Source organism: Psychrosphaera algicola, assembly GCF_028401425.1.
GTDB lineage: Bacteria > Pseudomonadota > Gammaproteobacteria > Enterobacterales > Alteromonadaceae > Psychrosphaera > Psychrosphaera algicola.
Window position 1 is genome coordinate 3860908 of the sequence record NZ_JAQOMS010000002.1, and the last position, 13560, is coordinate 3874467.

The 13560-nt window shown below is 40.4% G+C and carries 8 protein-coding genes and 6 pseudogenes; 11 read left to right on the forward strand and 3 right to left on the reverse strand.

Annotated features, from left to right (window positions below; translation table 11 throughout):
• Positions 1–145: 145 nt before the first annotated feature.
• From PN838_RS21190 to PN838_RS21200, 3 genes and pseudogenes are all read left to right on the forward strand, one after another.
• A pseudogene (locus PN838_RS21190) lies at positions 146–1609 on the forward strand (MFS transporter).
• A gap of 128 nt (positions 1610–1737) precedes the next feature.
• Entirely contained in the window at positions 1738–2325 is a 588-nt protein-coding gene (locus PN838_RS21195; RefSeq protein ID WP_215965483.1) for an NADPH-dependent FMN reductase, read from the forward strand.
• 332 nt (positions 2326–2657) lie between these two features.
• Positions 2658–3314: a LiaF domain-containing protein gene (locus PN838_RS21200; protein WP_215965484.1), complete on the forward strand. Its 657-nt coding sequence runs from the start codon at positions 2658–2660 to the stop codon at positions 3312–3314.
• Positions 3315–3327: 13 nt separating this feature from the next.
• On the opposite strand, the gene PN838_RS21205 is transcribed toward PN838_RS21200, so the two are convergent.
• Positions 3328–4323 (reverse strand): oxidoreductase family protein, encoded by a 996-nt coding sequence (locus tag PN838_RS21205; RefSeq protein WP_272181891.1) that lies wholly within the window; start codon positions 4321–4323, stop codon positions 3328–3330.
• Between the two features lie 164 nt (positions 4324–4487).
• On the opposite strand from PN838_RS21205, the gene PN838_RS21210 reads away from it, so the two are divergent.
• The 4 genes and pseudogenes from PN838_RS21210 (at position 4488) to PN838_RS21225 (ending at position 7567) form a co-directional block, all read left to right on the forward strand.
• Positions 4488–5447 (forward strand): saccharopine dehydrogenase family protein, encoded by a 960-nt coding sequence (locus PN838_RS21210; protein WP_272181892.1) that lies wholly within the window; start codon positions 4488–4490, stop codon positions 5445–5447.
• A 34-nt stretch (positions 5448–5481) separates the two neighbouring features.
• Complete coding sequence (locus PN838_RS21215; protein WP_272181893.1) at positions 5482–5706, forward strand: hypothetical protein; 225 nt, start codon at positions 5482–5484, stop codon at positions 5704–5706.
• Positions 5707–6002: 296 nt separating this feature from the next.
• Positions 6003–7033 (forward strand): annotated as a pseudogene (locus tag PN838_RS21220) (LacI family DNA-binding transcriptional regulator).
• Positions 7034–7087: 54 nt separating this feature from the next.
• Entirely contained in the window at positions 7088–7567 is a 480-nt protein-coding gene (locus PN838_RS21225; protein WP_215965488.1) for a glutathione peroxidase, read from the forward strand.
• A gap of 52 nt (positions 7568–7619) precedes the next feature.
• Here the strand turns inward: PN838_RS21225 and PN838_RS21230 are convergent.
• A pseudogene (locus tag PN838_RS21230) lies at positions 7620–8263 on the reverse strand (DsbA family oxidoreductase).
• A gap of 137 nt (positions 8264–8400) precedes the next feature.
• A pseudogene (locus PN838_RS21235) lies at positions 8401–9400 on the reverse strand (NADP-dependent oxidoreductase).
• A gap of 178 nt (positions 9401–9578) precedes the next feature.
• On the opposite strand from PN838_RS21235, the gene PN838_RS21240 reads away from it, so the two are divergent.
• The 4 genes and pseudogenes from PN838_RS21240 (at position 9579) to dld (ending at position 13454) form a co-directional block, all read left to right on the forward strand.
• Positions 9579–10484 (forward strand): LysR family transcriptional regulator, encoded by a 906-nt coding sequence (locus tag PN838_RS21240; RefSeq protein ID WP_272181894.1) that lies wholly within the window; start codon positions 9579–9581, stop codon positions 10482–10484.
• 179 nt (positions 10485–10663) lie between these two features.
• Positions 10664–11221 (forward strand): annotated as a pseudogene (locus tag PN838_RS21245) (DJ-1/PfpI family protein).
• A gap of 24 nt (positions 11222–11245) precedes the next feature.
• Positions 11246–11470: a ribbon-helix-helix domain-containing protein gene (locus tag PN838_RS21250; protein WP_272181895.1), complete on the forward strand. Its 225-nt coding sequence runs from the start codon at positions 11246–11248 to the stop codon at positions 11468–11470.
• Between the two features lie 293 nt (positions 11471–11763).
• A pseudogene (dld, locus tag PN838_RS21255) lies at positions 11764–13454 on the forward strand (D-lactate dehydrogenase).
• The last annotated feature ends 106 nt before the right edge of the window (positions 13455–13560 follow it).

The window sequence follows — 13560 nt, forward strand, 5'->3', positions numbered from 1 at the left end:
TCCCGTCCTTATTGGGGTTACGATGGTTTTAGTCTCCTTTCTTGCCTGAATACGTATGTAGATGATTGTTATAAAGAATCGTTACAGGGTAGTCTATGAATAATAAGAAGAGTGGCGTGTTGACCACAATCAATGGGACGTATTTATGAATCAACCTAAGTTGTCGTTTTGGCAAATTTGGAATGTGAGTTTTGGTTTTTAGGTGTACAGATAGGTTTTGCGTTACAAAACGGTAACGTAAGTCGGATCTTAACTGACCTAGGCGCGGACTTGTCATCTTTATCACTATTTTGGTTAGCAGCACCTATTATGGGCCTGCTAGTTCAACCCATTGTTGGCGCGCTATCAGACAAAACATGGAATGGCCTTGGCCGTCGATTACCCTTTATTTTAGGTGGTGCTATTGTCGCAGCCGGTGCCATGGCGTTATTGCCTAATGCATCTATGGTGGTCGCATTTTTACCGCCAATGATTTTTGGTCTATTAATTTTTGCAATTAAAGACGCCGCATTTAATGTCACTTTCCAACCGTTTCGCTCATTAGTGTCGGATATGGTGCCTGCTGAACAACGCAACTTAGGTTATTCAGTTCAAACGCTTCTTATTAATATTGGTGCTGTTGTTGGTTCTATTTTGCCTTTCGTTTTAACAAACGTAGTTGGTTTAGATAATGTCGCAGAAGCAGGGCAAGTTGCGCCTTCCGTTATTTGGGCATTTTATATTGGCGCCACGATTTTGTTAGGTTCGGTATTGTGGACGGTATTTAGAACGAAAGAATACGCGCCAGAAGATTATTACAAATACAAAGGTATGGACATTGAAAAAGTCCAAGCTGAAAATGAACAAGATGCTAAAAAATCAATGGTTGAAAAAGTTGTTGGCCTTTGGCAGTTAATAAAAGCATCACCTGAAATTATGAAACAATTGGCTTTAGTCCAATTTTTCTCATGGTTTGCTCTTTTCATTATGTGGACATATCTTCCAGCGGCCTTGACTCAACATGTATGGGGTGTAGGTGTTGAATGGTTTGACCCAGCTTATTTAGCCACTCATGCCGTTCCGGACGCAATCTCGCAAGCCAAGGGGGCGGCGGGTGACTGGGTTGGTATTTTATACGCAGCACAAGCGATATTTTCAGTATTGTTTGCCATTGTATTAACTAAGTTGGCAAATAAATTTGGTCGAAAACTTGTGTACTCGTTATCGTTGTTAGCTGGTGGCTTAGGTTATTTGAGCATGTTTTTGTTCCAAGATACGACATTAGTTACGGTTGATTTGTTAATTACTCAAGTGACCGTCGCTGAAGGTGCAATTGGCATTGTACTGTCGATGATTGGTGTTGGTATTGCTTGGTCTGCGATATTAGCGATGCCTTATGCGATATTGGCTGGGGCATTACCTGCGGATAAAACCGGTGTTTATATGGGCATATTTAACTTTACTATCGCGGCACCGCAAATTGTCTCTGGTATCGTGTCAGGTTGGGTGCTTGGCAGTATATTTGCGAACCAAGGCAATTAATATCATAATGCTAGCTGGTGTTTGTATGATACTAGGCGCTTTCTCTGTGGGTTTAGTAAAAGACCAAACGGAAGCGACGCAAGCTTAACAGGGCTCGCAATTTCATAAGTGTAAACACCCGATAACATTCGGGTGTTTGTCTTTTGGGGTAATAGATTGTTTCTACGTGATGCTTAGCTACAATCGTAAGGAATCAAATCTACAGGAATAAGCCCTTTGAAAATCTCTATTATCTCTGGCAGTTCGCGCGCCAAATCAGCTTCATTGAATGTATCCACGCACATCAATCAACTCATGTCTAACATCGACTCTACGGTTGACTCTACGATATTTTCACTTGCCGCCAATAAACTACCTATGTGGGATGAAACTACCGATTTAGCATCGCTTAGCGCGTTTCAAGACGAACTGGCACAGGCCGATGCCTTTGTTTTTGTCATCCCAGAATGGCACGGCATGGTACCTCCTGCGGTGAAAAATTTGTTTTTCCTATTCTCCGGTGTATTTCGTCATAAGCCGGCGTTTTTAGTCTGTGTTTCATCGGGAACTGGTGGGCGTTACCCTATCCCTGAAATGCGCAGTTCAACCTACAAAAATAGCTTTATAAACTACATTCCCGTCAGTGCGGTTATCGACCGAGTAAATACGGTCATAGACGAAAATGGCAATTATATAGCCGAAAAGGCATTTGTTCAAAACCGCCTAGATGAAGGGTTACGGATCCTTATTGAATACAGTAAAGCGTTTCAGGCGATCAGGGCAAGCGACATTGTGCAAGAAAAACGATTCCCAAATGGGGTATAAATTTCAATTTCCGCGTTAAGTTTAATTTAGAATGACTTTCTAATTTGGGTGGAGCGTTTTTATTTCTTAATTGTTTTGTTAAATTAATTAAATTGTGGTCGATTACACGACATTTTGACGTCACTTGACACGTTTGGTTTCTTTGTTTTTCTTATCTATTTGTTTTTAAAGGAAATTAAAGTTGGTTTGCAACTTGCTCTTCTTTAGCGACAAAAGGCGCAGTAACAAAGTAATGAAAATATTGCTGTAATTACTCGCTAAACCAAAGTTAGGCTTTTACAATAAATTAAGTCGACTCAAATTGACCAAAAAAGAATAAAGGGGATAACATCATGAGTGTAAAATTGGAAGACCGCCCAATTGAGCAAGTACGAGAAGAATGTATTGACAAATTGATCATTAACTATAGCCATGGTGTGATCTCATCAGATGCATTTGAACGAAGACTTGACCAACTCATGACCTCTGAGGTTCATAGCGAGATGTTAGCGCTAGTGGTTGATTTAGAAATGGATATTGACCAAAAGTACGAAACATCGAAGGAAAAGCAGTTTACCCCAAATTATGCTGAAACAACTGACGATGAAGTGCTAACGTTAAATAGCATATTAGGTTCAGCCGAGCGAAGTGGCCAGTGGCGCGTGCCTAAGCGCATTAAAATTTTAAACGTCATAGGCTCAGTTACTTTAGATTTCACCGACGCTATTTTCCATCATCAGAATGTCACTGTAGAGATTTTTAGTGTACTGGCTAGCGATGAAATTTATGTGCCTGAAAATGTCAATGTAGTTTGCCAAACCTATGGTGTTATCAGCAGTATTGAAAATAAATCTCCTTCACTAGCAAATCGTCAAGCTCCAACTATAACCATAGTCGGTAAGTCGATTATCGGTTCGTTAGAAATTAAAGTGAAACGTACAATTAAAGAAAAGTTTTTGGCATTTGCCGAGCAAATGAAAGAAACGTTTAGTACTAATCGCGCCAATTAATCACGCGATAAGATTATAAAAAGCGGATTTGATTTAACCCCAGATCCGCTTTTTGGATCATGTAATCACTGATCTTAATACTTTGTGGGTTCCATCCGAGCAAAAACCGATATATGTCAGCCCATGCCAAAGGATAGAGCTGCTGGTATTCTTCAGAGAGTTGTTCAAAGTCCAGCGAATGTTGATAGTAATTTAATGCCGATTTTAGCGACGTCAAATATTCCGTTAATATTAAGTCGTCATATTCAAAAAGTTGTTGATTGTTTAAACAGCTAGCCGCTAAACATGTTAAGTCCTTTACACCATGCCCGAGTCCGACATATTGAAAGTCGACAGCGGCAACATCTAGGTTATTTTGATGAAAACACAAGTTTTGAAATTTTGCGTCACCGTGTAACAACGTTTTAAATTGACTCTTATTCAGCACTTCATCTATCTCTTGTGCGTGCTCTTTCAAGGGGCTCGGCGCCATTTTATTGTATTCATCTTGCCGTGTTTGATAATGCCAATAAGTACCAATGGGCCAGAGTGACTCAGCTGTTGAAAACATAAATTTGCCATGAAAATAAGCAAGCCAACGTATCGCGATTTTGAAGGTATGCCACTGTGCGACTTCCAGTCTTTGGTTGTAACCTAACGCATCTAAATCTTCTAAGACCAATAGTATTGATGATTCATTGTGTTGTTGGGCAATTAGCTGAGGAACGTAACAATGTTTGTCAGTGTGGGCTGCATAAGCTTGATAGAAGCTTGTTTCAACTTGGTATGACCGCAATTTACGCTGGTGCCCGATGTTTGAATTCCAGCCTCGTGGATGACTTTTGGCCGGTGACAAATCAATATTTTTCACAATAAATGAGGCGCCTGAATCGAGACTTTTATAGCGTGCGACTTCGCCATAACCACTCCAAAGTGACTGCAGTTGTTCAGCATGGACGATGCTTGAGTCGTCTAATAGCAGCTTCAATTGAGCTAAATGTGGTGCTATCTTTAGTTTTGAATTTGGCACAGGTTTATCCTCAAAAATAAAGTTGTAATGTAAACTATTCAACTGGTTAGTTGAAGCATACACGAGCGGTCAATAAACAGTAGTAGAGTCGCAAAATTGCGTTTACTATCAAGTTAATTGGTTTAAATTAATATCCTACGTGGATTAGCTTTGAGAGATTTATTGTGAAATATGATCTAGTTATTTGGGGCGCGACAAGCTTTGTTGGTCAATTAGTTGCAGAGCGGATGGTTAATAAGTATGGCGAACACTTAAAAGGGCGCATCGCTTTTGCCGGTCGTGACATTAAAAAGCTACGAGCATTAAAAACCAAACTTAAATATAACGCAGACTTACTTGTGGGTGATGCGGGTGACGAGTCCTTTATTTTTGACTTGGTCAAACAAACAAAATTGGTGATATCCACTGTCGGACCTTATGCCCTATATGGTGAAAATTTGGTACGAGCGTGCGCAGAGTTAGGCCGCGATTATTGCGATTTAACCGGTGAACCACAGTGGATTAGACACATGTTAGAAAAATATGAAGCGGTCGCTAAAGCTAACAAAGCGCGTATTATTCATTGTTGTGGTTTTGACTCTGTCCCTTCTGATATGGGGGTCTATTATCTTCAAAGTAAATGTTTAAAGTTGTTTAAAGAACCGTGTACAGAAATTCGCTATCAATTCCGTAAATCGAAGGGCGGCATTAGCGGTGGCACTTACGCTAGTCTGCTAAATGCTATAGAGTCGATCAAAGCAAATAAAGCCGATGCTCGCAAATTCAAAACACCTTATGCCTTAATATTGGATCAACCTGAAGGTTTACCGTTTCAAAAAAGTGTATCTGGCATTGCATTAAACCGTCCGGGGAAAGGGTTTTTAGCGCCGTTTGTGATGGCGAGTATTAATACCAAGGTAGTCCATCGAACTCATTATTTGATGCAATTTAAATGGGGCAAATCATTTTTGTATGATGAGTCGATGTTTATGGGCACTGGAATTAAGGGGCTAATAAAATCCACAATGACCACATTTGGCCTTGCAGGATTTATGTTGATGGCCTCATTTGGCCCAACTCGCCAAATATTAAAGTCGTTTATGTTACCTAAACTAAGGCGAAGGGCCAAACGACGATGTCATTAAAGCGGGATTTTTTAATGTTAGATTGATTGGTAAAATGAAGTCCGGTAAGCGGGTCGAACTCACGGTATTTGGTAAAGGCGATCCTAGTTATGGCAGTACCTGTAAAATGATCACAGAAATTAGTATGGAATTACTAGAGACAAGTCGTGTCGATTCAGGGACTGGATTTTTAACCCCTGCTTCAGCACTAAAGTCTGAAGGATTAAAAAGGTTAGAAGAAAAAGCCGGAATTCAGTTTCGATTTATTACCTTAGAGTAGTATTGGAAATGACATTTTTTGACCTAGTTATCGTGGGTGTTAAATTGCAAATAAGTTGAATTTGATCATCAAATTAGCTGTCATTGTTGCAACAAATTGACGAGTTTAAGTTAAGTTGTTGCATTTTTCTTAAGAGACTTTAGAATCCCATTGAAGTTATTATCCGCTTAGAAATCTTTCTTTGAATACGTATGTATTGATTATTAAACACTTGAAAAATTAAAGAAAATAAATTTTACAGACGTAGAAACTAAGGTTAGTATGAGTCAAATACCGTAACCAAAGTGAAAACATTTGTGAAAGGTAAAGCCACATCATTTGACATCGCATATCGAGCTGGGGTTTCTCAATCCACAGTTTCAAGAGCACTTCGACATAGTCCGTTAGTGAGCGAAGCAACACGACAAAAAATCCAAGAAATAGCCAAAGAACTAAATTATACGGTTGATAAAAACGCCAGCAGTTTGCGTTCTCAAAGCAGTACAACCTTAGCACTTTTGTTATTTGAAGATCCTACGAGCGACGACTCGTTAATTAACCCATTTTTCCTATCTATGTTAGGCAGTATCACACGTGAGTGTGGAGTATTAGGTTATGATCTATTAGTGTCTTTTCAGGAGCTAAATGCTGATTGGCATTCGGTTTTCAAAGACAGTAATAAAGCTGATGGCCTTATATTACTTGGCTATGGTGATTATCTAGATTACGAGTCGAAATTAACAGAGTTGGTCGAACATGGAACTCCCTTTGTACGTTGGGGGCCGAAACAGAAAGTATTGAAACGACCTCAATCGGCTGTGATAACCACCATGGCGGAAGACAGATCACGAATCATTTACTGCGTCTTGGCCGTAAACATTTTGGGTTTGTTGGAACGATTAATGAAAGTGCGCCTGAGTTTATGGCCAGATATCGCGGACATGTGGCGGCGTTAGAAAAAGTTGGTATTAAAGCCGATCCTGCGATGCAAGCTGACGCGGTGAATATGGCGGAAGACGGATATGAAGCGACGCTAAAACTACTTGATAAAAACAAAAAGCTTGATGCCTTGGTCGTAGCGAGTGATTTGTTGGCAACTGGCGCAATTAATGCCATCCACGAACGTGGATTAAAAGTACCAGAAGACATAGCAATTGTTGGTTTTGATGACATTCCAATGGCACGTTATACGTCGCCAGCCCTTACTACATGTCGTCAAAATACAACGGAAGCCGGTAAATTGTTGGTTGATAAACTTGTGGAAATGATCCACGGCAAACCAGTTTCAAATACCTTTATGAAAACGCAACTTGTGGTTCGTGAATCCTGTGGGTCAAATTCAGGTTAACAGAAATTCTAACTTAAATGAGTTAATGAAAATTTTAGTGTTAAAGGATAATAAATGAGCCACTTTTACGATTTTAAAGCGACGTCGTTGCAAGGCAAAGAGATTGAGCTAAGCGAATATAAAGGTAAAGTTGTTTTGATAGTGAATACCGCCAGCAAATGTGGTTTTACCTATCAATATGAAGGCTTGCAAACGTTGTTTGATAAATACCAAGATAAAGGTTTAGTGATCTTAGGGTTTCCCTGCAACCAGTTTGGACAACAGGAAAAAGGCGACAGCACTGAGATCAGTGAATTTTGTCAGCTCAATTACGGCGTGTCGTTCCAAATGTTTGATAAAATTAACGTTAATGGCCCAGATTGTCATCCGCTTTATACGCATCTAAAATCGGCTAAACGCGGTATTTTAGGCACTAAAAAGATTAAGTGGAACTTCACTAAGTTTTTGGTTAATAAAGAAGGTGAGGTTGTTTCTCGTTTTGCAACTGCGACTAAGCCTGAAGCTATCGAGTCTGCAATTCAAAAATTGCTTTAAAGTTAAGTACTCTCTTAATGAGAGTACTTGTTAAATTGAATGACAGACAGAACTATAATTCCTGTGCTATTTCTTGCAGTACCTTTTTGAATGACTCCGCAGGCTGGCCACCAGAAACCGAATATTTATTGTTAATAATAAATGTCGGAACCGAGTGAATGCCACGGTCTAAACTTAATTTCTGTTCAGCTCTAACTCTCTGTGAATACTGATCCGAGTCTAAAATGTTCTCCGCTGTAGCGACATCAAGATCCACCGATTTAACTATTTCTAACAACTTTTCTTTGATATTCAATGGCGTGTTGTTGGTGAAATGTGCACTAAATAACGCCAGCTGTAATTCATGTTGTTTACCCTGATCTTTAGCCCACGTAAGCAGACGATGTAAATCAAAGCTGTTGATCATGCGTAATTGGTCGGAGAAATTAAAATCAAATTCAACGTCTTTTCCACGCTGTGTGAGCATGTCTCTATTTTGATCACTTTGTTGCTTAGTTATGCCATATTTTTCCATGATATGCTGGGTTAAGTCTTGACCCTCAATTGGCATTTGTGGATTGAGTTCAAAGGAAGCCAACTGATGTCGGCTTCTAAACTTGGCGCAAGCTGCTGAAGAGCGTTTTCTAATCCTTTATAACCAACGATACACCAAGGGCACATAACATCTGACACGATATCGATTTGTAACTTTTTCATGTTAAATCCAATAAAAATAATATTTGGGTTAAAGCCATAATTACAAAAATGACACTTTTGCGAAAAAAGTGCCATTCATTTTAATGTCTGTCTATAACAACTTATGTAAAAACGTATGTCACGTTTGTTAGTTACACTTATAGCTTAACTAACAATTTGCCTTTGTTTTCGCCAGTGAAAAATAAGTTTAACCCGTCTATCGCAGACTCTAATCCTTCTAATACATGGGATCTATGTTTGATTTTCCCAGCCATAACATAAGGCGTTAACTTTTCGAGTAGGGTTGGGATTTCATGAAAATGATCAGGCATGGTAAAGCCTTGAATGGTTAGACGACGTTTAATTACATTCATCCAGCTTGGTCCAGGTGTTGGTACTTGTTTACTGTAGTCGGCAATTAGGCCACATACAACAACGCGGCCATGGGCGTTCATACGATCGACAATCATACTTTGAATAGGGCCGCCTGTGTTTTCAAACAAGATATCGATGCCATCAGGTGCATGTGAGGCAAGTTGATCATCTAAATTGTCGCTTTTGTAATTAATCGCCGCGTCAAAACCAAGTTCATTAACTATCCAGTCCGCTTTTTCATCACTGCCTACTACTCCAATCACGCGTAAACCTTCAGCTTTTGCCAGTTGGCCAACAATCGTTCCTACGGAACCGGCCGCGCCTGTAACCACAATTGTTTCACCTTTTTGCGGTTTACCAACATTAAATAACCCCTGGGTCGCCGTCAAACCAAGGTAAAGCAAAAATCGATAATATGGCTTCGTCAGGCAGTGGCGCCGCAACTTTATTAAGTCCTTGGCCATTACTCAGAAAATACTCTTGCCAGCCCATCATGCCCATAACCCGTTCACCCACCTTAAAGCCTAGGTGATTACTTTCGACAATTTCACCAATACCTGAACTGCGCATTACATCACCTAATGCAACCGGTGGGATGTAGCTATTGGTGTCCGGGTTCATCCAGCCAAACATAGCGGGATCAAGAGACATATGATTTTGTTTAACTAAAAACTGACCTTCGCCAATTGTCGGCATTTGCTTTTTAACAGAAGCAAAAAGATCAGCGGTAATCGGGCCACCAGATGGGCGTTTTACTAAGTTGATAGCGGTATATGTAGTCATGTGTCCGTTTCCTGTCTTCAAATTTGTTTTAGTCATGTTTCATTGAGGTCATTATTCAATGATTTTGATGTAAGATATATGGTGTAATACGACAATGTTTATTGTCTTTATAACAATAATAAAATGAGCAATATAAGACAGCAGTAGAAATAACTCACAAAAATCAGTTGGAACATGTATGGATAAGTTAAGAGCAATAAAATACTTTGTGAAAGTGGTAGAGAAGGGCAGCTTTAGTAAAGCGGCTGATTTGTTTTCGGTCCCGCCTTCGTCCTTATCTCGTCGAATTGCCGATTTGGAGCAAAGCCTAGGTGCAACACTTTTAAAACGGACAACACGAGCCGTAAGCTTAACTGAGATAGGACAAATATATTACAACCAGGTCTGTGAGGTTCTAGAACTACTAGCCCACAGCGACGAAACCGTTCGAAGTTATCAGGCTAATCCGATGGGCGTGCTTAATATCAGTTCAATGGTCGGGTTTGGTGAGCGAATATTATTGCCACTGCTAGACGAGTTTAGTGAGTTGTATCCCGATATAACGTTAAATGTCAGCCTAAGTGATGACGTGTCTACGTTATCGAGGGAAGATGTCGATTTAGCCATTAGAGGCGGATACGCCCCCGATGAGCATGTGGTGGCGGTAAAACTGATGGCCAATGATTTTATTATCGTGGCTTCCCCCGACTACTTACGGCAGTTTGGTACACCAACGAACGCATTGGATTTGAAACAACATAAAGGCCTATTTTTCAAAAGCCCCACAGGGCCAATACCTTGGATTTGTGAAATAGAAAAACAGTGGCAGGACGTCTCAGCAGAACAAGTCCTTATCAGTAACAGTGGCAACTGGTTAGTGGAAAAAGCCTTGCAAGGCTGTGGAATTTTGATGTTACCTCGCTGGGTATTAAAGGATTATATTGAATCCGGACAGTTAACTGAATTGACAATTACCCCAACCGTAAAAGTGACTCAACAAACTAACTTTGGCGTATTTTTGTTGTACCAAAAACAACGACATCAAGTGCCTAAGATAAAAGCCGCAGTGGACTTTTTAGTCTCCAGAATTAAAGGTGTTTATTAACAGCCGTATTAAATTTAAGCCTAATGATTAAGGCGTGTTCTCGAAAAGTAGTATTCCCATATTACCCTGACAATTGCCTCATATGATTTACTGGATTTGCAAACACGGCATGAGCTAAACGATTTTCAGCAGGGTTGGCTAATGCCTTTTGATTCTAATAATAAATTGAGGATTTAAAAATGGCTAAAGTACTAATGATCACTGGTGACTTTGTTGAAGATTATGAAAACATGGTTCCTTTTCAAGCGCTATTAGCAATGGGGCATGATGTTGAAGCGGTGTGCCCTTAGCAAAAAGCAGGTGACACGATTGCAACGTCAATTCATGATTTTGAAGGTGATCAAACCTACACTGAAAAACGAGGTCACAATTTTGAGTTAAATGCGACATTTGCTGATGTTAATGTTGACGATTTCGATGCATTATATTTACCTTGTGGGCGTGCTCCTGAGTACCTACGCTTAAATCCAAAAGTTATTGAAATAATTCGTCATTTTGCAACGAGTGACAAACCCATTGCAGCAGTATGTCATGGTCCACAATTACTCAGCGCAGCAGGTGTTATTGAAGGCAAAAAGGTATCAGCTTACCCGGCGTGTCAACCAGAGATGACCATGGCAGGTGCAGAGTACATTGAATTATCAATGGACGGCGCAATTACCGACGGTAAGTTAGTCACAGGCCCAGCTTGGCCAGCTCATCCGGCCATGTTAAAACAGTTTGTGGCATTGTTATAATTTTGTAAGTGTTTAAGGGGACTTATGTGTCGACTTTTTATTAACGCCGATAGCCAGTTATGGACTTATCGGACCAAATCACTTCGCATCGATGGGGTTGTTACTTCAATTCGATTAGAGGAGTTTTTTTGGGATATATTAGAAGAGTTATCATTTCGCGATCAAATGACAGTAAATCAAATGATAACAAAGTTGTACCTTGAGTCCCTTGATGCCGACCACGACATTAGCAACTTTACCTCTTTTTAAGAGTATGTTGTACCCGCTATTTGTCGCTTATCGCAGACGGGGATTTGTCTAGAAAGGCTCAGCAGCCTTTAGCTGATATTAATTCTCAGGAAATTATGGAGCAAGAACGGCTTCGAAGTAATCAACGAAAGGTGATGTTTGGCTCACGTGAGCCTAAAACTTCCGTCAATTAAGTTCTTGTTACTTAGCTATAACTCTTTAGGTATAGTGATTTAGCTGCCGTTATTTCTATCATGTCTTTATTATTAACGGTAGCCCATTATGTTAACATCAAAAAGTAGGTTTATTCAAAAATGCCACAGCAGTCTCTCATTGCCTGTTTCAAAAAAATTGTCGGGCCACGCAATGTACTTACCAGCGAACGTGCCACAGCACCATATAGAAAAGGTTTTCGTGAAGGGCAAGGTCCTGCTTTAGCTGTTGTGAAACCCACCACGCTTTGGCAGCAGTGGCAATTGCTGGAAGCCTGCGTTAACGCCAATGTCATTGTGGTGATGCAAGCGGCAAATACCGGATTGACTGGCGGGTCTACACCCACTCAAGGTTGTGATAGAAACACGGTTATTATTAACACCACACAAATAAACGATATCCACGTATTAGACAAAGAACAGCAGATCGTCGCTTTACCGGGGGCCAGTTTATTTTCGCTAGAAAAAGCCCTTGCGCCATATGGAAGAGTGCCACATTCGGTGATTGGGTCATCGTGTATTGGTGCATCAATTGTCGGTGGCATATGTAACAACTCTGGTGGCGCATTAGTCGAACGTGGCCCAGCTTATACCGAACTAGCGTTATACGCCCAAATAGACGAAGCAGGTTCATTGCGACTCGTTAACGAACTCGATATCGAGCTAGGCGAAACCGTTGAAGAAATACTGACTAATTTGCAAAACAAAACATATTCGCAGGATGACATTAAGACCACTGAAAAGTTAGCGTCCGATCGCGATTATGCCGACTGGGTTCGTAAAACAACCGATGATACTCCCGCTCGTTTTAATGCTGACCCTCGACGATTACATCAAGCAAGTGGTTGTGCCGGTAAACTTGCAGTGTTTGCCGTACGAGTTGATACGTTTTTGAAAAACGAGCAAGAGCACACGTTTTATGTGGGCACTAATTCGACTCAGGCACTGCAAAAAGTCAGAACCAGCCTATTAGAAAAAGCGACAAATCTTCCTGTTTACGCTGAATACCTCCATCGGGATATCTTTGAATTGGCCGATAATTATGGCCGAGATACTGTATTGCTAATTAAACATTTGGGAACCAATTGGCTACCTAAATTTTTTAATGTCAAACGACAGTTAGATGCACTTTGCCGTAGAATACCGTTTTTAAAGCAAGGTTTTATCGACAAAGTTGTCTATCGCATTGCCAAACTGTTCCCAAGCCAAACGCCAAAAACGCTTCATCAATGGAATGACAAATTTGAACATCAGCTGATATTAACGGTCAAAGGGGATGAAAAAGACGTAACTGAATTATTGTTAAATGAGATAAAAACAGAATACGATTTAGATTATTTTCTCTGCACTGAGGCCGATGCGAAGTCCGCTTATTTACTGCGTTTTGCCGCAGCGGGTGCAGCGGTTCAGTATGCAGCGATTAACCATAAAAAGTTGAAGATATCGTCGCACTCGATATCGCGTTAAAGCGTAATGATACAGATTGGTTTGAGACTTTACCTGAGCACCTTAATAGCAAGTTAGTTAGTAAGTTATATTACGGCCACTTTTTGTGTCATGTATTTCACCAAGATTATTTGGTACGAAGCGGTGAAGACCCGAAGAAGATCAAACAAGCGTTACTCGCACTGCTCGAAATTCGAGGGGCTGAGTATCCTGCTGAACACAATGTCGGCCATCATTATCATGCAAAGCCTGCATTGGCTGACAATTACAGAATGCTCGATCCTACAAATACGTTAAACGCAGGGATTGGCGGTATGTCGAAAAATAGAAACTATCGCGAGTCATAGTCAAATTTACAGGCCGTGTCAGCCCGTTCGTTTGCAAAGAGCAGTGACAATTGGTGTATAGTCAATGCTAAGTGTTAGATAGCGTTTTTTATTTTTGGAGAATTCG